At 34.3% G+C, this 20520-nt stretch carries 18 protein-coding genes; 8 read left to right on the top strand and 10 right to left on the bottom strand.

Features of this window, described 5'->3' with window-relative positions:
* Positions 1-12 precede the first annotated feature (12 nt).
* Complete coding sequence (locus ICJ83_RS03260; protein ID WP_188228914.1) at positions 13-1329, bottom strand: OmpA family protein; 1317 nt, start codon at positions 1327-1329, stop codon at positions 13-15.
* A 139-nt stretch (positions 1330-1468) separates the two neighbouring features.
* Positions 1469-4600: a UvrD-helicase domain-containing protein gene (locus ICJ83_RS03255; protein WP_188228913.1), complete on the bottom strand. Its 3132-nt coding sequence runs from the start codon at positions 4598-4600 to the stop codon at positions 1469-1471.
* Positions 4601-4728: 128 nt separating this feature from the next.
* On the opposite strand from ICJ83_RS03255, the gene ICJ83_RS03250 reads away from it, so the two are divergent.
* Entirely contained in the window at positions 4729-5337 is a 609-nt protein-coding gene (locus tag ICJ83_RS03250; protein ID WP_223154576.1) for a superoxide dismutase, read from the top strand.
* Between the two features lie 737 nt (positions 5338-6074).
* On the opposite strand, the gene ICJ83_RS03245 is transcribed toward ICJ83_RS03250, so the two are convergent.
* The 4 genes from ICJ83_RS03245 to purN form a co-directional block, all read right to left on the bottom strand.
* Positions 6075-7973, bottom strand: coding sequence for an amidophosphoribosyltransferase (locus tag ICJ83_RS03245; RefSeq protein WP_188228912.1), 1899 nt, complete (start codon positions 7971-7973; stop codon positions 6075-6077).
* An 80-nt stretch (positions 7974-8053) separates the two neighbouring features.
* On the bottom strand, positions 8054-8980 hold the full coding sequence (locus tag ICJ83_RS03240) for a PfkB family carbohydrate kinase (RefSeq protein WP_188228911.1): 927 nt from the start codon (positions 8978-8980) through the stop codon (positions 8054-8056).
* Positions 8981-9153: 173 nt separating this feature from the next.
* Positions 9154-9792, bottom strand: a complete 639-nt coding sequence (locus ICJ83_RS03235; RefSeq protein ID WP_188228910.1) for a ribonuclease H1 domain-containing protein — start codon at positions 9790-9792, stop codon at positions 9154-9156.
* A 47-nt stretch (positions 9793-9839) separates the two neighbouring features.
* Positions 9840-10412, bottom strand: a complete 573-nt coding sequence (gene purN / locus ICJ83_RS03230; protein WP_188228909.1) for a phosphoribosylglycinamide formyltransferase — start codon at positions 10410-10412, stop codon at positions 9840-9842.
* A 185-nt stretch (positions 10413-10597) separates the two neighbouring features.
* Between purN and ICJ83_RS03225 the strand changes: the two genes are divergently transcribed.
* The 5 genes from ICJ83_RS03225 (at position 10598) to pyk (ending at position 14881) form a co-directional block, all read left to right on the top strand.
* Entirely contained in the window at positions 10598-10831 is a 234-nt protein-coding gene (locus tag ICJ83_RS03225) for an acyl carrier protein (protein ID WP_008269813.1), read from the top strand.
* Between the two features lie 12 nt (positions 10832-10843).
* Positions 10844-12094, top strand: coding sequence for a beta-ketoacyl-ACP synthase II (gene fabF / locus ICJ83_RS03220; RefSeq protein WP_188228908.1), 1251 nt, complete (start codon positions 10844-10846; stop codon positions 12092-12094).
* A 7-nt stretch (positions 12095-12101) separates the two neighbouring features.
* Entirely contained in the window at positions 12102-12842 is a 741-nt protein-coding gene (gene rnc, locus ICJ83_RS03215) for a ribonuclease III (protein ID WP_188228907.1), read from the top strand.
* Positions 12843-12961: 119 nt separating this feature from the next.
* Positions 12962-13444, top strand: coding sequence for an IPExxxVDY family protein (locus ICJ83_RS03210; RefSeq protein ID WP_188228906.1), 483 nt, complete (start codon positions 12962-12964; stop codon positions 13442-13444).
* Between the two features lie 3 nt (positions 13445-13447).
* Positions 13448-14881 (top strand): pyruvate kinase, encoded by a 1434-nt coding sequence (pyk, locus tag ICJ83_RS03205; RefSeq protein ID WP_188228905.1) that lies wholly within the window; start codon positions 13448-13450, stop codon positions 14879-14881.
* Positions 14882-14943: 62 nt separating this feature from the next.
* On the opposite strand, the gene dinB is transcribed toward pyk, so the two are convergent.
* Complete coding sequence (dinB, locus tag ICJ83_RS03200) at positions 14944-16041, bottom strand: DNA polymerase IV (protein ID WP_188228904.1); 1098 nt, start codon at positions 16039-16041, stop codon at positions 14944-14946.
* A gap of 88 nt (positions 16042-16129) precedes the next feature.
* Between dinB and ICJ83_RS03195 the strand changes: the two genes are divergently transcribed.
* Entirely contained in the window at positions 16130-16600 is a 471-nt protein-coding gene (locus tag ICJ83_RS03195; RefSeq protein ID WP_188228903.1) for a CYTH domain-containing protein, read from the top strand.
* The gene (locus ICJ83_RS03190) at positions 16591-17121 is read left to right on the top strand and encodes a YciI family protein (protein ID WP_188228902.1); all 531 of its coding nucleotides are present in this window, start codon (positions 16591-16593) and stop codon (positions 17119-17121) included. Before ICJ83_RS03195 ends, ICJ83_RS03190 begins: the two co-directional genes overlap by 10 nt.
* Positions 17122-17124: 3 nt before the next feature.
* On the opposite strand, the gene ICJ83_RS03185 is transcribed toward ICJ83_RS03190, so the two are convergent.
* Genes ICJ83_RS03185 through ICJ83_RS03175 form a run of 3 tightly spaced genes read right to left on the bottom strand, consistent with a single transcriptional unit; the run spans position 17125 to position 20491 of the window.
* Positions 17125-17568: a hypothetical protein gene (locus ICJ83_RS03185; RefSeq protein ID WP_188228901.1), complete on the bottom strand. Its 444-nt coding sequence runs from the start codon at positions 17566-17568 to the stop codon at positions 17125-17127.
* Between the two features lie 47 nt (positions 17569-17615).
* On the bottom strand, positions 17616-19967 hold the full coding sequence (gene pbpC, locus ICJ83_RS03180) for a penicillin-binding protein 1C (RefSeq protein WP_188228900.1): 2352 nt from the start codon (positions 19965-19967) through the stop codon (positions 17616-17618).
* Positions 19968-20026: 59 nt separating this feature from the next.
* Positions 20027-20491: a hypothetical protein gene (locus ICJ83_RS03175; RefSeq protein WP_188228899.1), complete on the bottom strand. Its 465-nt coding sequence runs from the start codon at positions 20489-20491 to the stop codon at positions 20027-20029.
* Positions 20492-20520: the final 29 nt, after the last annotated feature.

The raw sequence follows: 20520 nt of genomic DNA, 5'->3' as shown, positions 1-20520 counted from the left end.
ATATTGCTTTGTTTATTTAGAAATAAGCTTGATTTTTATCTCACTTCTTCTATTTTCAGCTCTACCTTCTTTAGTTTTATTGTCGGCTAGCGGTTTATCTTCACCAAAACCAACAGTTGAAACATTAGCAGGGGCTACGCCTGTACTTGTTAAGTAATCGGCAACAGCTTGAGCACGTTTTTCAGATAATTTTTGGTTGTATGATTTAGGACCAATATTATCGGCATATCCTTCAATAGTTAAATTGTAGGTTTTATCTGTACTTTCAATTAAATCTGCTATTTTGTTTAAAGTAATTTGATTATCTGGCGTTAATTTAGCGCTATCGAAATCAAAGAATATAGTTTTTGCAAGAGCATCGATTAATTCTTGAGTGTTATCCTCAACAACTTCTGGACAACCGTTATTAGCAGCAGTTCCTTTTTCGTTTGGACATTTATCGTCGATATCAGCAACACCATCGCCGTCAGTATCAGGACATCCGTTTAATGCTTTAGGGCCAGCAGCGTCAGGACATCTATCATCTTTATCGGCTACACCATCACCATCAGAATCAGGACAACCGTTAAATTCTTTTAATCCAGCAACTTCAGGACATTCATCTTCAGAATCTTGTACACCGTCGTTGTCAGAATCAGGACAACCATTAAACTCAGGTAAACCAGCAACTTCAGGACAAGCATCTTCATGGTCTTTAATACCATCTTTGTCGGTATCTTTTGAACCAAACTTATAAGCAATACCTACATTGTGTTGGAAATGAGGAATTAAGTAATCTTCGAATGCGTGTTTGTAAGTAGATTGTACATTTAAAGCAACATTTTTCTTTTTGGTAAACCACCAGTTAAAACCAGCACCTCCATTAATTGTACCAGCACCAATTTTATCAATCCAAGAGTATCCTCCACCAATCTTCAAGAAAGGCTCGAAACTTTCAGAGTTAATGGCTTTTGCAAAACTATATTTAAAGAAACCATCTGCACCGATGTATGAGAAGTCATCGATTTGTTTCCCTAGGTAAGTTGAAGCATCACCAACTTTAGAAATTTTGTTGTAAGAACCAAAAATTCCAAAAGAGAAGTTTCCTCCTAAATAACGAGAAACCGTTAAAGAAGAAGGGTAAGGAACCATGTTCCAGTGGTCAGTAGCGTTAAAGTACTCATCAGTCCACCAGCTTTGTCCTGGGAAGTTTGAATCGCCAACGTTTGTTGGGTAAGTATCTACAGCGTTTACACCTATACCTATTAACCAAGGGTTATTAGCATCTTGTGCATGTAGGTTGCTAATTCCTACAATAGCTAAAGCCAGAATAAAAATAATTTTTTTCATGTGTTAGATTTGTTTGAAACAATTTTTTAAGCTGGCAAATTTAAAGCTTTATGAGGTTTCTTAAAGATGAATTAAATTTTTTCGATGAAGTGCATATAAAACACATAAAGTGTAAATTTGGTTATTTTTTGTAAGTAAATTACACTATTTTTGTAATGATTTGATTATCAGTGTAAACCAGTATTTTTTGCACTACAAAAATGTTCATTTCATTTAACACATCTTCATAACTTTGTAATTGTTGGGTATGTTTTTTGTCTTCAATACCAGTCTTGTAATCTATAATTACAGCTTCATTGTCAGAAAGAAACACTAATCGGTCGGGTCGTAGAATAATACCGCTTTTAGATAGTATATCACGTTCATTAAAAACTTTTAAGTTATTGGCATAATATTTTTGTAAAGTGGGGTGATTAACAATACTAAGTATTATTTTATTTAATTTTTTAGCCTGTTGCTCATTAATTGTACCATTATTTAAGAATTCATTTACGGCATCACTGACATTATCGGCTGTTATAATTTTTGCCATTATGTTATGAATAAGATTTCCTTTCTCAATGGCTTCTTCCTGGTTAGTGTCCCACAGCATTCCAGATTTAGTGACTACCTTAATGTTATGCGCCTCTTTAGATGTAGATATGAACTCCTCGTAAGTTTGTGTATTTGGTAACGCTTTGGAACTTTCTATTTGTTTAAAGGGTGAACCAAAACTATATGTGCTCTGGTTGCTACTCCAAGCTCCTGTATATTGTAAAAAATGAATAAAAAGTCCTGAAAATCGGTTGGTGTTCACCTCGCCTTTTGCATTAATATCTTTAGTTGATATGATATAAAGCTGCTCAACAGGCCGCGTTAACGCTACATATAAAATATTAATATTATCTAGTTCTTGTTTGGATCTATGGCTCGTAAAAATGTTTATACCAGTATCACCGTAATGTTCAAAATCTTTATTAAAGTTTAGTAATGTTGTAGGGAAGCCGTGGTAACTATCTTTATCTAATGGAAACCATTCTTTAGGCTCAACTTCTTTGTAAATATCTAAATCGGCAAAGGGAAAAATAACGACGGGAAACTCGAGGCCTTTCGATTTGTGTATGGTCATAATCTGAACGGCGTCCTGTCCTTTTGGAGATACAATACTTAAGTTGTCTTTTTTTGCCTCAAAATACTCTAAAAACCCTGCGATATCCGAACCTTTTTTTTGTGAAAAATCTAGTATTATATCTAAATAGAATTGAATATACGCATTAGAAGATTCTACTAAATGGAAACATCTAACCAAAGTTTCTGTGAGGTCATAAAGTGGCAATTGAAGCAACTGTTCATGATTAATAAATATGCGATAGTTTTCAAGACTTTTAAATAGCTCGGGCAATTCTAATGGCATTAAATCTATAAAAAAGGCATGTTTATCTTCCAGCTTAAATTTTTCTGCTAAATAGTTTAATACCGATATTTTAACTTCAATGTTTTTAGGTTGAATTAATAATTTGAGCAGATTATTTAAAAAAATAACTTCAGGAGCATTGTTTATTAATAACGTTTCTGAAGAAATAATAGGAATGTTGAATTGACTCATATAGTTGGCAACGGCAATACCCTCACGTTTTTTGCGAACCAAGACGCAAATATCTTCTAACTTATAATTGTTTTCTAAACAACGATGAATCGTTTGCAAGACTTCAGCACAAAATAAGTCATCTCTATCATCATTTTTATGAATGTCTAAGAACGATAATTGAACATATCCATCTTGGGTTTTACTCAGGTTTTGATGCGATTGCTCATATAGGTTTTTATAAATATTGTTACTAAAAACGTCTTGAGATAAATAACTGAAAAATTGGTTGTTGAAATTTACTATTTCCTTAAAACTTCTATAGTTTGCCGGAAGATTTTTAAGCGATTTTTCAACGTGAAACGGATTTTTATCGTGAAACAAATCGATAAATTGTTCGGCCTCACCACCACGCCATCGGTAAATGGCTTGTTTGGCATCGCCTACTAACATGGCAGTACCTTTATTTGCGGATAAAGAATTGTCGAGTAATGGAATGAGGTTTTCCCATTGCATTTTAGAAGTGTCCTGAAATTCGTCTATGAAATAATGATTGAATTTTTCGCCAATGCGTTCGTAAATAAAAGGCGTTGGTTGGTTGCTAATTTCTTTGCTAATAATAGTATTGAACTCAGAAATTAGCATTTTATTTTGTTCTAGTTTTAATGCATTAAGTTCTTTATTTATTGCATTTAACACCGATAAAGGTGTTACATTTTTATAGAATGCTTGTATAAATTTTAAATGATAAACGTGTTTTTTAATGATTTTGTAAAACAGTTCAACTTCTGGCAAAATAGCATCAATACTTGCTGCAATATTTTCGTCGAGCGATTTGTTGTAAATGCCTTTACGTTCGGTAATATTCTCTTCAAGTTTATTATTGTAAAGGGTATCTAATTCTAGTTTAGCGGCTTTTTTAAAGTGATTAGGTAATGTTTCTCTTGTGAAATTTTCAAATTCCAAGCCACTTTCAGAGATTAAATTTAATACGGCGTTTGCAGTTTCTGTAATGGCTTCTTTGGTGGTGGCCATTTCCCCTCTTAATTGTTTTTTTAATGAGCTAAAATCCGATAAAGTTTTCGTTTTTAAACGTTCTATATAAGGTATGTCGTTTTCGTTTACCAATAGTTTAGCGATTTTATTAAAATCGAAAGCAATGTCGAAACTTTTATCGTCGTCTGCTTTTTCCAGTGCAAATTCTACTAGAATCTTTGTTAAAGCTTTGTCGCTTCCTGCTTTTGCAATAAGACTATCTACTGCTTGATTTAGTAATGATTCTTGGTCGAGCTCAACTTCAAAATTTAAGGGAAGTTTTAAATCGTAAGCAAAAGTTCGTATTATTTTATGTGTAAATCCATCAATTGTCGAAATATCGAACGCAGCATAATTGTGAATAATCGTATTTAAAAGGTTTGATGATTTTAAATGAAGTTCCTGAGGTTGCATGCTTAAATCTTCGCAAATCAATTCGAACATCGTATTAGGGCGCTCTATTATGTCTGGATTAGAAAATTCCTTTAAAACGACAATGATACGCTCTTTCATTTCAGCTACAGCTTTATTTGTAAAGGTTATGGCCAAAATGCGTTTAAACTGTTCTAAACTGTTTGATTTGAAAATGATCTTTAAATACTCTTTAACCAGCGTGAAGGTTTTACCACTTCCTGCCGAAGCATTATATATTGTAAATGGAGGCGTTTGCATTATAATTTTCGAAATTTAAAACAAGATAGAAACAATCAATGAAAGGATAAAGATTTATTATTTTTTATTGATGTCATTTATATGTAAATTTGGGAAAACAATTTTATTAATAGTTAAAAAAAATAATTATGGCTTTCGAATTACCGGAATTAGGTTATGCTTACGATGCTTTAGAGCCTCATATTGATGCTCGTACAATGGAAATTCATCATACTAAGCACCACCAAGGATATACAAATAATTTAAATGCTGCAATTGCAGGAACCGATTTAGAAGGAAAATCTATTGAAGATATTCTAACAAATTTAGATATTAATAATGGAGCGGTTAGAAATAATGGAGGAGGTTTTTACAATCACTCATTATTCTGGTCTGTTATGAACCCTGAAGGTAAAGGCTACTTATCAGGAGAGTTAAAAGATGCTATCGAAGCTGAATTTGGTTCAAAAGAAGGTTTTATTGAAGCATTCAGTAAAGCTGCTGCAACTCGTTTTGGTTCTGGTTGGGCATGGTTATGTGTTCATGAGGGCGGAAAGTTGGAAATTTGCTCTACGGCTAATCAAGATAACCCGTTAATGCCTGGTATTGGCTGCGGAGGAACACCTATTTTAGGTTTAGATGTTTGGGAGCATGCGTATTATTTAAATTACCAGAACCGTCGTCCAGATTATATTAGTGCATTTTTTAATGTTGTAAACTGGAATGAAGTTGAAAAACGTTATGCTGAAGCTAAGTAATTAGTTGTAATACTAATTCAATATAGAAAAAAATCGATTGAATCATATTCAATCGATTTTTTTATGTCTTTTTTTTTTTTTTTTTTGTGTGTGTGTGTGTTTCGGATTAATAAATGTTATAAAAATAAAAAGGTGAACTTAACGTTCACCTTTTTGCCCCAAATCTACCATAAACTTAACCTACTTATGTTATGGTAAACTCAAATATAATTTTGGTAGAAAGGGTAAGAAAATTTATTAGTTGAATTGCCAAAATCTTGGCTTAATGGGGTGATTTTAGTTTTTTAACGAATATTTACCAAAAATATTAGCAAAATATTAAATAAAAAAGGTGAACATATGTTCACCTTTTTTTGCCCCAAATCTACCATGAACTTAACCTACTTATGTTATGGTGACTCAAAGATATAATAGTAAAATCTTGTGGTAAAATATTTCGGTTGAAAGGTTAAAATTTTGGCTTAAAAGAAGTTAGGTAAGATTTTTATTCTAAAAGTTATAAAATGCAATGCCAAAGGTATATAGTATAAAAAAAGGCGAACTTACGTTCACCTTTTTTTGCCCCAAATCTACCATGAACTTAACCTACTTATGTTATGGTAGAACGAATGTATATGTATTTTAAATAAAATTTACATTTATTAGATTAAGTGCATTTTTTATAGTTAAAATGCAATTTATTTAAGATTAAATGTAAATATTACAATAAAACCTAGTTTTAATTGACTAGTTTTTAATTAGTAAGCTCTTTCTTTGTTGCCTTCGTAAAAGTTAATAAACGCTCTATTTACAACGCGGTTACCTCCAACCGTAGGATAATCACCTGTAAAATACCAGTCGCCTAAGTTTGTTGGACAGGCTTTATGCAGATTTTCTACTGGTTGGAAAATTATTTTTACTTCTGCATTAATACCTTCCGGACTTAATAATTCAGCGATTTTATCTGAAATTTGTTCATCGGTAAATGGATCGTAAATTTCTTTTACAAAATTCTGAACATATTTATCGGCTAACTCCGTTTGTTCAATACATTTATTATAAACTTCTTCAACAATACTATAAGTACCATTCTCTTTGTGTAACTCTAAAGCTGCTCTAAATGCAATTAAACTTTCTAGATTAGCCATATCTATGCCGTAACAGTCTGGATAACGAATTTGCGGTGCAGATGACACTACAACTATACGTTTAGGCCCTAATCGGTCTAACATTCGTAAAATGCTTTTCTTTAAAGTGGTACCACGAACAATACTGTCATCAATAATAACTAGATTGTCTTCAGGTTTAATAACTCCGTAGGTTATATCGTAAACATGAGCTACCAAATCGTCACGACTACTGTCTTCTGTTATAAAAGTTCTTAATTTGGCGTCCTTAATGGCTATTTTTTCAACACGAATATGTTCAGATAAAATTTCTTTAATTTTTTCGGAAGATAAGGAATGTTGTCCTTCTAATATAGCGGCTGTTTTTCTTTCGTTTAGATAAAGATCAGCAGAGTCTACCATCCCATAAAACGAAGTCTCAGCAGTATTAGGAATAAACGAAAATACTGTGTTTTTCGTGTCGTAATTAATGGCTTCTAAAACCTTAGGCATAACCAAATTACCTAACATTTTACGTTCTTGATAAATTTCGGCATCACTTCCTCTAGAGAAATAAATACGTTCAAAAGAACAAGATTTTCTTTCTAGTGGTTGTAAAATTTGTTTAAAACGTACTTCTCCAGATTTTTTTATAATGATTGCTTTTCCTGGATCTAACTCTTGTACGTCATCAAACTTAACATTGAATACCGTTTGAATTACCGGACGCTCTGAAGCGATTACAACAACTTCGTCGTCTTGGTAATAATACGCGGGACGAATGCCAGCTGGGTCACGTAATACAAATGCATCGCCATGACCTATAAGACCAGCCATAGCATAACCACCATCCCAGTTTTTTGCAGCACGTTTTAAAATTTTGCCAACTTTTAATCTTTCGGCGATTTTAGGTGAAGCATCTCGTTTATTGTAGCCTTCTTTTTTAAGGTCTTTATATACTTTAGCAACGGCATCATCTAAAAAATGACCGATTTTTTCCATGATAGTAATGGTGTCGGTATATTCTTTCGGGTGCTGTCCTAACTCAATTAAATTTCCGAATAATTCTTTAACGTTGGTCATGTTAAAGTTACCCGCCATAATTAAGTTTCGGTGCATCCAGTTGTTTTGTCTTAAAAATGGGTGTACGCTTTCCACGCTGTTTTTCCCAAAGGTTCCGTAACGAACGTGCCCTAATAAAACTTCACCTATATATGGAATGTTTTTTTTCTGTGCTTCAACATCGTTAGCGTATTCGGGATGTGCTGTAAGCTCTGTATTTATGCGATCGTTAATTTGTGCAAAAATATCCTGAATAGGTTGTTGTGCAATAGAGCGCACACGGCTTATGTAGCGTTCGCCAGGCTTCATGTTTAACTTAATACTAGCAAAACCTGCACCATCTTGACCACGATTGTGCTGTTTTTCCATCATTAGGTACATTTTGTTCACGCCGTAAAATGCACTTCCGTATTTTTCTTTGTAGTACTCTAGTGGTTTTAGTAACCTAATCATGGCTATACCACATTCGTGTTTTAAAGCATCACTCATTTTCGATGTATTGTGTTTGTCGCTTTTGCGTAATAATTACGTTTCTAATTAAAAACGCGCCCAAATTTGAGCGCGCGTTATTATGCTAATTCTATTTCAAATTGTGTTAAACTCTTAAACTGCATCAGGCGTTTATTAACTTCTCCTTCCGTTAAACTTTGCATTCGTTCGGTGCCGAATTTTTCAACACAAAACGACGCTAAGGTCGATCCGTAAATTACGGCATTTTTCATGTTTTCGAACGAGGTGTCTCCAGTTTTTGCAATATAACCTGCAAATCCTCCTGCAAATGTGTCTCCCGCGCCAGTTGGGTCAAAAACTTCTTCAAGTGGCAAAGCTGGAGCATAGAATACATTATCGTCGTTAAACAATAAAGCGCCGTGTTCTCCTTTTTTAATCACTACGTATTTTGGCCCCATTTCATGAATTTTTCTAGCGGCAACTAAAAGCGAATATTCACCTGTTAACTGTCGGGCTTCCTCATCATTTATAGTAATAACGTCTACCTTCGTTATGACATGATGTAATTCGTCTAAGGCGCAGTCCATCCAGAAATTCATGGTATCTAAAATAACCAATTTAGGTTTCACTTCCATTTGTTCTAAAACACTCAGTTGGACGAGCGGGTGAAGGTTTCCTAACATTACCACTTCGGCATCACGATAATTTTCAGGAACAACTGGGTTAAAATCGGCAAGGGTATTAAGCTCGGTAGTAATAGTATCTCTGGAATTCATGTCGTTATGATAGCGACCACTCCAGAAAAATGTTTTTCCTTCTTTAATGATTTCTATACCTGAAATATCGATATGTCTTTCAGATAGTAAATCTAAATATTCTTGTGGAAAATCACCGCCTACAACAGAGACAGCAGCTGCGTCTACATTAAAATGTGAAGCCGATAAGCCTATAAAAGTAGCTGCTCCACCAAGTATTTTGTCGGTTTTCCCGAACGGCGTTTCTATAGCGTCAAAAGCTACCGTGCCAACAATGACTAATTTACCCATAAAGGTTTTCTAATTTTGGTGCAAATATACGTCTTTTCATAACTAAAAAACGAATTTATTTTGAGGGTAAAATGTTGTTTTTTAGTTAAAAAAAGCATGTTGAAATTTTAAATATTTCTTAAATTGAATGGATTTCAATTTTGATTTTAATCTAATGAAAGTATAAGTTTATGTTACTTTCTTCCAAAATCAGCTGGTATTTCTCCCCAGGCTTTGGTTTCCCATTTTACAATGGTAGTGGAATAGGAGTTAGTTTTTAGCCAGATAATAGCGCGATCAACTAATTCAAAAAGTGCCTTGTTTTTGTCGTTGCGCTCGAGTTTAGTGTTGCAATTTTTTTTTCTAACCCAGCTCATTGCTGTTTTTGAGTCTGTATATATAATTCGATTGCTGTTGTTTTTTTTAAGAAAGGCTAATCCGTGAACAATGGCTAAAAATTCACCTATATTATTGGTGCCTTCTTCAAAAGGACCTTGAATAAATAATTGTTTTTTGGTTTTCGTATCTACACCACGGTATTCCATAACTCCAGGGTTGCCGCTTGAGGCAGCATCGACCGAAATAGAATTGTAATTAGGTTGTCCTATTTTTTTTAATTGTTCGGGAGACAAGCTACTGGTAAACGATTTGTTTTTTCCTATATAATCTTTGTAGTTGCCATTTAATGCCTTTTTCGCAGCATCGAAGGTTTCAAACGATTTGTATTGCGCGCCTTCATAGTTTTTTATTTGTGCCTTACAGTCGTTCCAGGATTCAAAAATGCCTGTTTTGTGTCCTTTCCAAACGGTATAATATTTTTTCTTTTTAGACATTTATGTCATCTTGAACTGGTTTCTGAATCTTACTTAATTTGAATTCATTATTTCTGTTCCAATAAAAGTTGCTCCACAACTTTTGGAAAATGTTCCATTTCTAAATTGTGTATTTTGGCAGCGACATCTTCGGCAGAGTCGTTGGCTTTTACGTCACATTTTGCTTGAAAAATAATGGCGCCTTCATCGTAATTTTCATTAACATAGTGAATAGTTATACCTGTTTCGGTTTCGTTATTTTCAACCACCGCTTTATGCACATTCATGCCATACATGCCCTTTCCACCAAACTTTGGAAGTAATGCAGGGTGAACATTTATGACCTTATTAGGGAATTTATTAATAATATTTTCAGGAAATTTCCATAAAAACCCAGCTAATACAATTAAATCTGGATTAGTGGCTTGTAAAAGCTTTAAAACATCATTAGTTTCGGTTAATGCCACTTTGTTAAAAGACAGGGCGCTCACTTTTAATCGTTTGGCGCGATCTAAAACCTTGGCCAAGGGATTATTGGTAAGTATCTGAACTACAGAAGCTTTGTTGCTATTGCTGAAATATTCAACGAGATTTTCAGCGTTAGAGCCACTTCCAGAAGCAAATATGACAATGCGTTTCATTTAAAGTCATTAAGAGTTAAACTTATTAAGGCAAAAAAAAGAATAAATATTAACAATTAGAAGGCAAAATGTAAATTCTTAAAAGTAATTTAGTAAATTAGAAACACATTTTTATGCTAAACGTGTGTTTTAAAAATAAAGTTTTTTATTTTTGCCAACTAATTAAAACTTAAAATTAAAAGATTATGTCAGACATTGCATCAAGAGTAAAAGCGATCATCGTAGACAAATTAGGAGTTGATGAAAACGAAGTTGTAACTGAAGCAAGCTTCACTAACGATTTAGGAGCAGACTCTTTAGATACTGTAGAATTAATCATGGAATTCGAAAAAGAATTCGATATCCAGATTCCAGACGACCAAGCAGAAAACATCGCAACTGTAGGTCAAGCTATATCATACATCGAAGAAGCAAAATAAGCCAAGTACTTTATGGAATTAAAGCGAGTTGTAGTCACAGGATTGGGCGCTTTAACACCAATTGGGAATACCAAAAACGAATATTGGGACGCCTTAATTAGTGGTAAAAGTGGTGCTGCGCCTATAACATATTTTGATACCGAAAAGTTTAAAACAAAGTTTGCCTGCGAGTTGAAAAACTTTAAAGCAACCGACTTCATAGACCGAAAACTAGCTGGTAGAATGGATAAGTTTACGCAGTATGCTATGGTAGCTTCTGATGAAGCTATTGCAGATGCGAACTTAGACTTAGACCAAGTAAACAAGCTGCGTGTAGGTGTAATTTGGGGTGCTGGTATTGGAGGTTTAGAGACCTTTCAAGACGAAGTTTTAAATTTCTCAAAGGGTGACGGTACGCCAAGATTCAATCCGTTCTTTATTCCTAAAATGATTGCAGATATTGCACCAGGAAATATTTCCATTAAACATGGATTTATGGGGCCTAACTATACTACGGTTTCAGCCTGTGCTTCTTCCGCTAACGCTATGTTCGATGCCTTAAACACCATTCGTTTAGGACATTGCGACGTTGTTGTAACCGGAGGTAGTGAAGCAGCAGTAACAATTGCAGGAATGGGAGGTTTCAATGCTATGCATGCCTTGTCGACTAGAAATGAAAGCCCTGAAACCGCTTCGCGTCCGTTTGACGGTACCAGAGATGGTTTTGTATTGGGTGAGGGTGCTGGTGCGCTGGTTCTAGAAGAATATGAACATGCAAAAGCAAGAGGTGCAAAAATATACGCAGAATTTATAGGTGGAGGTCTATCTTCGGATGCTTACCACATGACGGCCCCACATCCGGATGGTAAAGGCGTAGTAGCCGTAATGAAAAATTGTCTAGAGAATGCAGGTCTAAACCCTGAAGACGTAGACCATATTAATACACATGGTACTTCTACACCACTAGGAGACGTTGCAGAACTTAAGGCAATTTCAGAGGTGTTTGGCGAACACGCAAAACACATAAATATTAATTCAACAAAATCAATGACCGGGCATTTATTAGGTGCTGCAGGGGCTATTGAAGCGATCTCGGCTATCATGGCTATGGAAAACGGAATTATTCCGCCAACCATTAATCATACAACGCCAGATGAAAATATTGATCCTGAATTAAATTTAACTTTGAATAAGGCTCAAAAACGTGACATTAAAGTGGCTATGAGTAATACATTTGGATTTGGCGGACACAACGCTTGTGTATTATTCAAGAAATTAGATTAAATCCCGAATGAAAAACATTCGTAACATATTAAATTCCCGTTTTAAACGTAACGGGAATTTTTTTATGCAATTACATAAGATTCTTGGGTTTAAACCTAAGGAACTAAAGTATTTTAAAAAGGCATTTACGCATCGTTCAATGAATATAAAGGACAGCAAAGGTAATGCTGTTAACTATGAGCGTTTAGAATTTTTAGGAGATGCCATGTTAAGTGCCGTAATCGCTTCACATTTGTACTTAGAAGTGCCCAGTGGCGATGAGGGGTATTTAACTAAAATGCGGTCTAAAGTAGTTAGTCGCGAACATCTTAACGAGCTAGGTAAAGAACTCAAATTAATCGAACTGGTTGAAAGTAAAATTCCACCAGGTCAATTTGGCGATAATATCCACGGAAACTTGTTCGAAGCCTTAGTAGGTGCCATATTTCTTGATCGTGGTTACAAATTCTGTGAAAAATTTATTTACAATCGGGTTATTATTCCTTACGTTGATATAGAGCGTTTGGAAGGTAAGGTGATAAGTTATAAGAGTTTGTTAATTGAATGGTGCCAAAAAGAGAAAAAAACTTTTAATTATAATGTTTACGACGATACCGGTAACGATGATGTTAAACACTTCTCTGTAAAATTATCTATAGATGATAAAGTGGTTGCTAAGGCCCGAGCAACTTCGAAGAAAAAGGCTGAAGAAAAAGCCTCAAAACGTGCATTTTTTGTCTTTCAGAACAAAATATCAAAAATGCTTTAAATCTTATTCAATAAAGCTATTAACTATAACGTTTGAGTTAATTTTCTTCGAAATATTAATGGATTGTTATAAGCATTGAATGTTTTTAAATATTATATTTACGACGTTTAATATGAAATATGGCTATTCACAAACTTGTTCTTGATGATGTTTTTGATGAAGTCTCTTATACTTTAATTGCGATACATTGTTCGATTGACGATTATCGATTAGCCTATCTTTTAAACAAACATCTAGGAATAAACTTGCATCGTAAATCGATTGATGTCGATGTTAGTTTAGACCAATCAAATTATTCCGTTTTTGAATGGAAGGATAGAAAGCAGTTAACCACTTGGAATTTGGTAGCCAATGCTTGTAAAACTGAAGTTTATCAAAAGAACACAGGTAAATCGTTATTCGATTTGCAGGAAAAAATAACGAGAATATCGTATTTAGTGCCAGAACACAAGGCCGTTAATTATTTTTTAAAAATAGATAACGAGTTTAGTTCCAACAAGGAAAAATATATATTACAGAGTATACTAAATATTCCAAAAGTTGCAACAGCCTTTAGTGTCGATATTAATAATTTAAAATCAAAAGAAAATTTAATTTTTTAGCGAATGCCATTAAATAAAAAAACAAAAATAGTAGCCACTTTAGGACCAGCTACAAGTACAAAGGAAGTTCTAAAAGGAATGCTGGAAGAAGGTGTAAATGTTTTTAGAATAAACTTTTCACATGCCGATTATAAAGATGTAGCTGAGCGTATTGCAATGATACGCGAATTGAATGAAGAATTTGGATTTTCTGCAGCAATATTAGCAGACTTACAAGGCCCAAAACTTCGCGTAGGGGTAATGAAAGAAGAAGTGGTTGTAGAACCTGATGACGAAATAATATTTGCTACAGGCGAACGTTTTGAAGGCACAAAAGAACGTGTTTATATGACCTATGAGCGTTTTCCTCAGGATGCAAAGCCGGGCGAACGTATTCTTTTAGATGATGGAAAACTTATTTTTGAAGTTGTTGAAACCAACGGAGATTCTGAGGTAAAAGCAAAAGTTATTCAAGGTGGCCCATTAAAATCTAAAAAAGGTGTAAATCTACCTAATACAAATATTTCACAGCCTGCACTTACCGAAAAGGATATTGAAGATGCCATTTTTGCTATTAGTCAAGATGTTGATTGGATTGCATTATCTTTTGTGCGCCATGCTGAAGATTTACAGCAGTTACGCGATTTAATTGAAAAGCACACGGAACATAAAATTCCAATTGTAGCCAAAATTGAAAAGCCAGAGGCCGTTAAAAATATCGATGCGATTGTAGCAAATTGTGATGGATTAATGGTAGCACGTGGAGATCTTGGTGTAGAAGTTCCTGCAGAAGAAGTACCATTAATTCAAAAACAGTTGGTGTTACGCGCTAAAAAAGCCAGAATACCTGTTATTATTGCAACTCAAATGATGGAAACGATGATAACCAGTCTAACACCTACGCGTGCCGAGGTAAATGATGTGGCTAATTCGGTTATGGATGGTGCCGATGCAGTAATGTTATCGGGAGAGACTTCGGTAGGACAATATCCTATCCAAGTAATCCGTCAAATGGCTAACATTCTAAAAAATGTAGAAGATTCGCCATTAATTCAAGTACCTCAGTTACCACCGCATGTTCGTACAAGACGTTTTATAACAAAATCGATTTGTTACCATGCAGCCATTATGGCAAATGAGATTGATGCTCAGGCGATTTCTACATTAACAAATAGTGGTTATACAGCTTTTCAGATTTCGGCCTGGAGACCATCGTGTCATATTTTAGTGTTTACATCTAATAAGCGTATCCTAACACAATTAAGTTTATTATGGGGTGTTAAAGCTTTTTATTATGACAAATTTGTGTCTACCGATCAAACAGTTGGTGATATAAATCGTATTGCAAAAGCAAACGGATATGTTAAAAAAGGCGATATGGTTATTAGTTTAGCATCGATGCCAATTGCTGAAAAGGGCATGGTAAATACCCTACGTGTGAGAGAGATTACAAAGTAATTTATAGTATTTATTATAGATTTAAAGCTGCTTAGGAAACTGGGCAGCTTTTTTATTTCATATTAAAAACCAAATTTTAACTGTACACTAACGCTTTTTTTCTCAGGCTCTTTTTTGGTTTCGGTATTTAAATTAGATAACGAAATTCCTAGTAAACGTACCGAATTTTTTAGTTTTTCTTGATACAGTAACTGTTTTGATGTGTCTAGAATGATGTGCTTGTCATTAATAAAATAAGGTAAAGTCTTGCTTCGTGTTTGTAAGGAGAAATCGCTGTATTTAATTTTTAAAGTCACGGTTTTTCCGGCAACTTTATTTTTAGTTAGCCGCTTTGAAACTTCATCGGCAATATGATCTAATTTTTCTAACATAAAAATTTCACTGGAAAGGTTTTCACTAAATGTGCGTTCGGCAGCTAAGCTTTTTCTTATTCGATTAGGTTTTACCTCGCTATTATGTATTCCTCGAACCACGTAATAATAGTATTTTCCAGATTTCCCAAAATGTTCTTCTAAGTATTCAATAGATTTTTGTTTTAAATCTGTTCCTGTAAAAATGCCTAATTGATACATTTTTTCAGCAGTTACCTTACCAACACCATAAAACTTTCGAATATCTAATTGTTCTAAAAATTCAACTACATCTTCGGGGTTAACCGTCTTTTGTCCGTTTGGTTTATTGTAATCGCTTGCAACCTTGGCTATAAATTTGTTAATAGAAATACCTGCGGAAGCTGTTAAACCAATTTCATTAAAAATCCGTTCACGAATTTCCTGTGCGATTAAGGAAGCACTGGGATTTCCTTTTTTATTTTCGGTTACATCTAAATAGGCTTCATCTAAAGAGAGTGGTTCCACCAAATCGGTATAATCGTAAAAAATCTGTCTTATTCGCCTTGAAATTTCTGTGTAGCGTTCAAAATGATGACGCACAAAAATTAAATCCGGACAAAGCTTTGCGGCTAAAGTACCCGACATCGCACTTTTAACACCAAATTTTCGAGCTTCGTAACTTGCAGCACTTATAACGCCACGTTTACTACCTCCGCCTACCGCAATAGGTTTACCCTTAAGTTCAGGATTGTCCATTTGCTCTACAGAGGCGTAAAAGGCGTCCATGTCCACATGAATAATTTTTCTTATTGGTAAATCCCCTTGCATAATGTAAATTTACTAATTCCTTACAAGGAAGAAATCTTAAAATTGATGTTTGTCAAAGAAATAAGCAACAATTTTTTAAGCAAGTATTATGGTAGAAATTGAACGCAAATTTTTAGTAAAATCTTTAGACTTTAAAGATATAGCTTTTAAAAAAACAAGGATAATACAAGGGTTTTTAAACACTGATAAAGCAAGAACAGTTCGCGTGAGAATTAGGGGAGAACAGGGCTTTTTAACTGTAAAAGGCCTGTCATCTAAAGATGGTTTAGAACGTTTTGAGTTGGAAAAGGAGATTACAAAGGCAGAAGCTGAATCTTTATTAAAAATTTGCGAAAAAGGTGTTATTGATAAAATACGTTACGAAGTTCTGTCAGGAAATCATACATTTGAAATAGATGAATTTTTTGGTGATAATCAAGGGTTAATTGTTGCTGAAATAGAATTACAGTCAAAAGAAGACATTTTTGAAACACCTGAGTGGCTTGGAAAAGAAATTACAGGTGAGATAAAATATTATAACTCTCAATTAAGTAAATACCCATTTAAACTATGGAAATAATAAAAAGAATCCCGCTAATTTTAGTAACAATACTGCTAATAATAGCTTGTAAAGAAGAAGTAAAACAAGTAACCGAAGAAACGATTGAAGAGGAGGTAGATACGGTAGAAGTAATCGAAAAACCTGTAGAAAAAACTTTAGCTGATATTAAAGCTGACCTTAAAGCAAAAGGCTTCAAAACGTTCGATTACGTTGATGAAAAAACACAAGATACCATTTTAATGCAGCAGTATTTTGTGGCTTTTTTAAAAAGTGGTCCAATACGGTCTCAAAATGAAGAGGAGGCAGAGCTTTTACAAGAAGCGCATTTGGGGCATTTAACCAAAATGTATGAATTGGGTTACGCAGATATTTCAGGGCCTTTTGGAGACGATGGAGACATAAGAGGGCTAACAATTTATAATGTACCAACTCAAAAAATGGCGGATAGTTTAGCTAATGCAGACCCCATGGTAAAAGCGGGTCGTTTAGTTGTAGAAATACATCCGTGGTGGGCAGCAAAAGGGTTTCCGTTAAGATAAGAGCTATTTTACAATGGTTATGTAGTAATTATTATTTAATTTTTCAATGCTTAGGGAAATATCCTGATATGTTACTTTATTTAAAGTATAGAATGTATGGTTGCATTCATTAGTAGATGTGGATAAATTTAAAATTAAAATATCCGAATCGGTTTCGGCCAAATTAATTTTTAAAGTATTATTTCCCTCTTCACCAAATATTAAAAATGAAATTAAATTTTTGTTTGGATCTACAGCATTTTTAATAGTAAGATCTCGAAATTCCAAATTAATATAGTTAGAGATGTAAGTTTCGTTTTCTATTAAATTGGTGCCATCCTGATCTGTAATTTTTATATATAAGGATGTTGTGAAATAATCAACGGCCGCACAATATTCAGGGATATCGTTAGACGAAGTACAAGAAAAAGACAGAAAAACGACCAATAAAAGGCTGGATATTCTCATTTAATTTTTCTTAATAGATGTTTAGCGTAAGAAAAGGTTGCGTTAAATTATTTTAAAATTTCAATTTGCCTTTTTGCTTCATTCCCATATGCATCAACTACAGTAATCATATGTTTACCTTGCGATGGGGTAATGGCAAATTCATGTATGGTTGTTGTACTACCAAGGTAATAATCATTTAAATACCAGAACACTTCTGTATCTGGTTTGGAGTGCGCTAGTTTTAAAATGAGTTCATTTCGGGTTTCATTGAAATCTTTGGGCAAAAAGATGCTATTTGTTTCATCTGGATATATAAACGCCAGAGATATTGGGTCTTCGCCAAGACAATCATCTCTAAACTCAGGTAAAGGCTTGTAAAACGGATTTTTAGATTTGTAATAATATGCCATTAATGGAGGAAGAATAAACCAAGGTTTAGTAATTATATTGTTAAATGCTTCGCACGATGTGTTTACTTGATATTGTTGGGTTTTATTTAAATGAATTAATTTATGATAGGGGCAAGGTGGCGTTTTCAATCCACTTATTTGAATATATTGTTGCTTGGGTTCCGGGCAATTTGCAGAGGCTCGATAACCACTTTGTTTACAAATATCAATTTGCTGCATTTCATCAAAGGGTTTGGTAAACCATTTACTATTAGGAAGTAAATCAAACACATCAAAAAGGATAGGGGCTGCAGTTTGTACGCCAACCAACCCTGGGCGACCTTCGCCATCGGCGTTGCCAACCCAAACGCCAACTACATAATCTTTCGTTGTACCAATGGCCCAGGCATCCCGAAACCCGAAACTCGTTCCTGTTTTCCAAGCAATTTGTTTTGAGCTATCAAAAAACTCCCAGTTTTCGTCATGTTCAGGGCGATTGACTTCTTTTAAACTTTCAAAAGTGTGATAAATGGCAGCGGCATCGAAAAGTGTTTTTTCATTCGATAATTTACCAAAATTTAGTTCTTCCGAAGCGAAGTAAGTAGGTTCGCAAAATTCTTTTGAAAAATATTCACTGGATGTTTCATTAAAATGATTTAATGTAGAGGACAAAGCTGCGTAACTTTTGCATAAATCCCATAAATTGCTCTCAGCACCGCCCAAAATAAGTGAAAGTCCATAATGGTTAGTGTTGTATGTGAGGTCTTTTAGGTGTAAAGATTTTAAATAGTGATAAAACCGTTCTATGCCAAAAGATTGTAGCATTCGTACGGCAGGCACATTAAGAGAACGAGAAAGGGCTTTGCTTGCAGGAACAGCACCGTCGTAACTTTTATTGAAATTTTCAGGGGTGTAATTTCCATACTGGGTAGGGATATCCGCAATTAATGTATGTGGTAATAGTTCTCCTGCATCTAACATGGCAGTATATAAAAATGGCTTTAATATGCTACCTGTACTTCTTGGTTTATCAATAATATCGACGTCTTTTTGGTGGGCTTTATCGGTAGGTGTATTTCCAACATAGGCCAATACTTTTCTGGTATGTACATCTAAAACTAAAACTGCAGCATTATATATTTCGTTTTGTTTTAATGCGTTGTAATGCGATTTTACAATAAAATTTGTTTGGTTTTGAAGGTTGTAATCCAGAGTTGTGGCTACCTGTTTTCCGTTGTGCGATTTTGAAACACGTTGTAATAAATGCGGTGCTATTTTAGGTAATGGATAAGGCTTTTCGGGAAGTGATTCTGCTATGGATAGGCTGTAAGTTAATGAATCGATAACTTGATGATTCAATAACTTTTTTAATAATCGGTTTCGTTTTTTCAGTAGGAGTTTTTGATTTTTACCTGGGTATATTAAACTGGGTGCATTGGGTAATATGGCCAGTGTGGCACTTTCTGCCCAGGATAAGTGTTCTGAGTCTCGATTAAAATAGCGCCAAGCAGCAGCATCCAGGCCTACCACATTACCTCCAAAAGGGGCATTGCTCGCGTAAAGCGATAAAATACTTGCTTTGGAATGTCCAAGTTCTAATCGTGTGGCTAAAACAAGTTCTTTAAATTTTTCAAAGTAGGTTCTGTCTTGTCCTTGTCTTGATAATCTGATGACTTGCTGAGTTATAGTACTACCACCCCGTTTAATGGTATTTGCTTGTAAATTGTCTCGAAAGGCTTTAAAAATGGATACCGGATTGAAGCCCGGATGATAGTAAAAATATTCATCTTCAAAGTAAATAATGCAGTTTTTGAACTTTTCAGGGACGCTTTCATTATGAGGAAAACGCCACTGTCCGTCGTTCGCTATTAAGGCACCCAATAGGTTATTTTTGTTGTCGGTAATAACCGTTGATGTTGTAGTTTTAAAAAGTGTTTTAGGTAAGCAGAAGTAATATGCAATAAACAGAACTATAAAAACCGTCGATTTTATTTTGTGTTTTTTTATGTAGCCAAAAATCCTGTTCATGTACTTGTTGCTGCCGTTAACAGTAATTTATATATCATTTACATAATCTTAAAAAAAGATTAATTATCATGGTTATTAAGAAGTAGTTCTAATTCGGTAATTAGGTTTTCAACTTTAGAAACAGGCATTTTTACGACAGATACTATATAGTCTTCTCGGTTGTCAATTGTAATCGAGCCTGTTTTGTCTTCATCGTAACCTATTTTATTTACGTAAAATACCAAGTTGTTATAGCCTATTTGTTTTTTACCATCTTTAAACCACCCATAATTGGCTTCATAGTCAATGCTGCCAGTTTCAAATTTAATCGTTTCTTGTCCGTAAGTATTCCAAAGAGATAGGCGTAATAAATAAAATCCTAAAAGGCCAAATAAAAATAAACCAATTAAAAAACCAAAGTGAAAGCCTTGCCCTTCATAAATGGACATAACAACACCCGATAATGGCAATACAAAACAGGCAAAAGCAAATAAAAACATAGCACACCTAATCGCTAATGGTGCTTTTTTAACTTTTAAAGTCAATGTTTTGTTACTTATATGGTATTGCGACA

Source organism: Aestuariibaculum sediminum (genome assembly GCF_014596945.1).
Classification (GTDB): domain Bacteria; phylum Bacteroidota; class Bacteroidia; order Flavobacteriales; family Flavobacteriaceae; genus Aestuariibaculum; species Aestuariibaculum sediminum.
Note: the sequence above shows the minus strand (reverse complement) of the source record. Positions and strands in the feature narration are given on the sequence as shown.

What these genes read in the sequence shown, in the direction of transcription:
- ICJ83_RS03260 (WP_188228914.1), bottom strand. Translation starts at nt 1,329, where the DNA reads ATGAAAAAAATTATTTTTATTCTGGCTTTAGCTATTGTAGGAATTAGC.
- ICJ83_RS03210 (WP_188228906.1), top strand. Translation starts at nt 12,962, where the DNA reads ATGGCTATTCACAAACTTGTTCTTGATGATGTTTTTGATGAAGTCTCT.
- fabF (WP_188228908.1), top strand. Translation starts at nt 10,844, where the DNA reads ATGGAATTAAAGCGAGTTGTAGTCACAGGATTGGGCGCTTTAACACCA.
- ICJ83_RS03225 (WP_008269813.1), top strand. Translation starts at nt 10,598, where the DNA reads ATGTCAGACATTGCATCAAGAGTAAAAGCGATCATCGTAGACAAATTA.
- ICJ83_RS03195 (WP_188228903.1), top strand. Translation starts at nt 16,130, where the DNA reads ATGGTAGAAATTGAACGCAAATTTTTAGTAAAATCTTTAGACTTTAAA.
- pbpC (WP_188228900.1), bottom strand. Translation starts at nt 19,967, where the DNA reads ATGAACAGGATTTTTGGCTACATAAAAAAACACAAAATAAAATCGACG.
- ICJ83_RS03255 (WP_188228913.1), bottom strand. Translation starts at nt 4,600, where the DNA reads ATGCAAACGCCTCCATTTACAATATATAATGCTTCGGCAGGAAGTGGT.
- pyk (WP_188228905.1), top strand. Translation starts at nt 13,448, where the DNA reads ATGCCATTAAATAAAAAAACAAAAATAGTAGCCACTTTAGGACCAGCT.
- ICJ83_RS03250 (WP_223154576.1), top strand. Translation starts at nt 4,729, where the DNA reads ATGGCTTTCGAATTACCGGAATTAGGTTATGCTTACGATGCTTTAGAG.
- rnc (WP_188228907.1), top strand. Translation starts at nt 12,102, where the DNA reads ATGAAAAACATTCGTAACATATTAAATTCCCGTTTTAAACGTAACGGG.
- ICJ83_RS03235 (WP_188228910.1), bottom strand. Translation starts at nt 9,792, where the DNA reads ATGTCTAAAAAGAAAAAATATTATACCGTTTGGAAAGGACACAAAACA.
- dinB (WP_188228904.1), bottom strand. Translation starts at nt 16,041, where the DNA reads ATGCAAGGGGATTTACCAATAAGAAAAATTATTCATGTGGACATGGAC.
- ICJ83_RS03185 (WP_188228901.1), bottom strand. Translation starts at nt 17,568, where the DNA reads ATGAGAATATCCAGCCTTTTATTGGTCGTTTTTCTGTCTTTTTCTTGT.
- purN (WP_188228909.1), bottom strand. Translation starts at nt 10,412, where the DNA reads ATGAAACGCATTGTCATATTTGCTTCTGGAAGTGGCTCTAACGCTGAA.
- ICJ83_RS03245 (WP_188228912.1), bottom strand. Translation starts at nt 7,973, where the DNA reads ATGAGTGATGCTTTAAAACACGAATGTGGTATAGCCATGATTAGGTTA.
- ICJ83_RS03190 (WP_188228902.1), top strand. Translation starts at nt 16,591, where the DNA reads ATGGAAATAATAAAAAGAATCCCGCTAATTTTAGTAACAATACTGCTA.
- ICJ83_RS03240 (WP_188228911.1), bottom strand. Translation starts at nt 8,980, where the DNA reads ATGGGTAAATTAGTCATTGTTGGCACGGTAGCTTTTGACGCTATAGAA.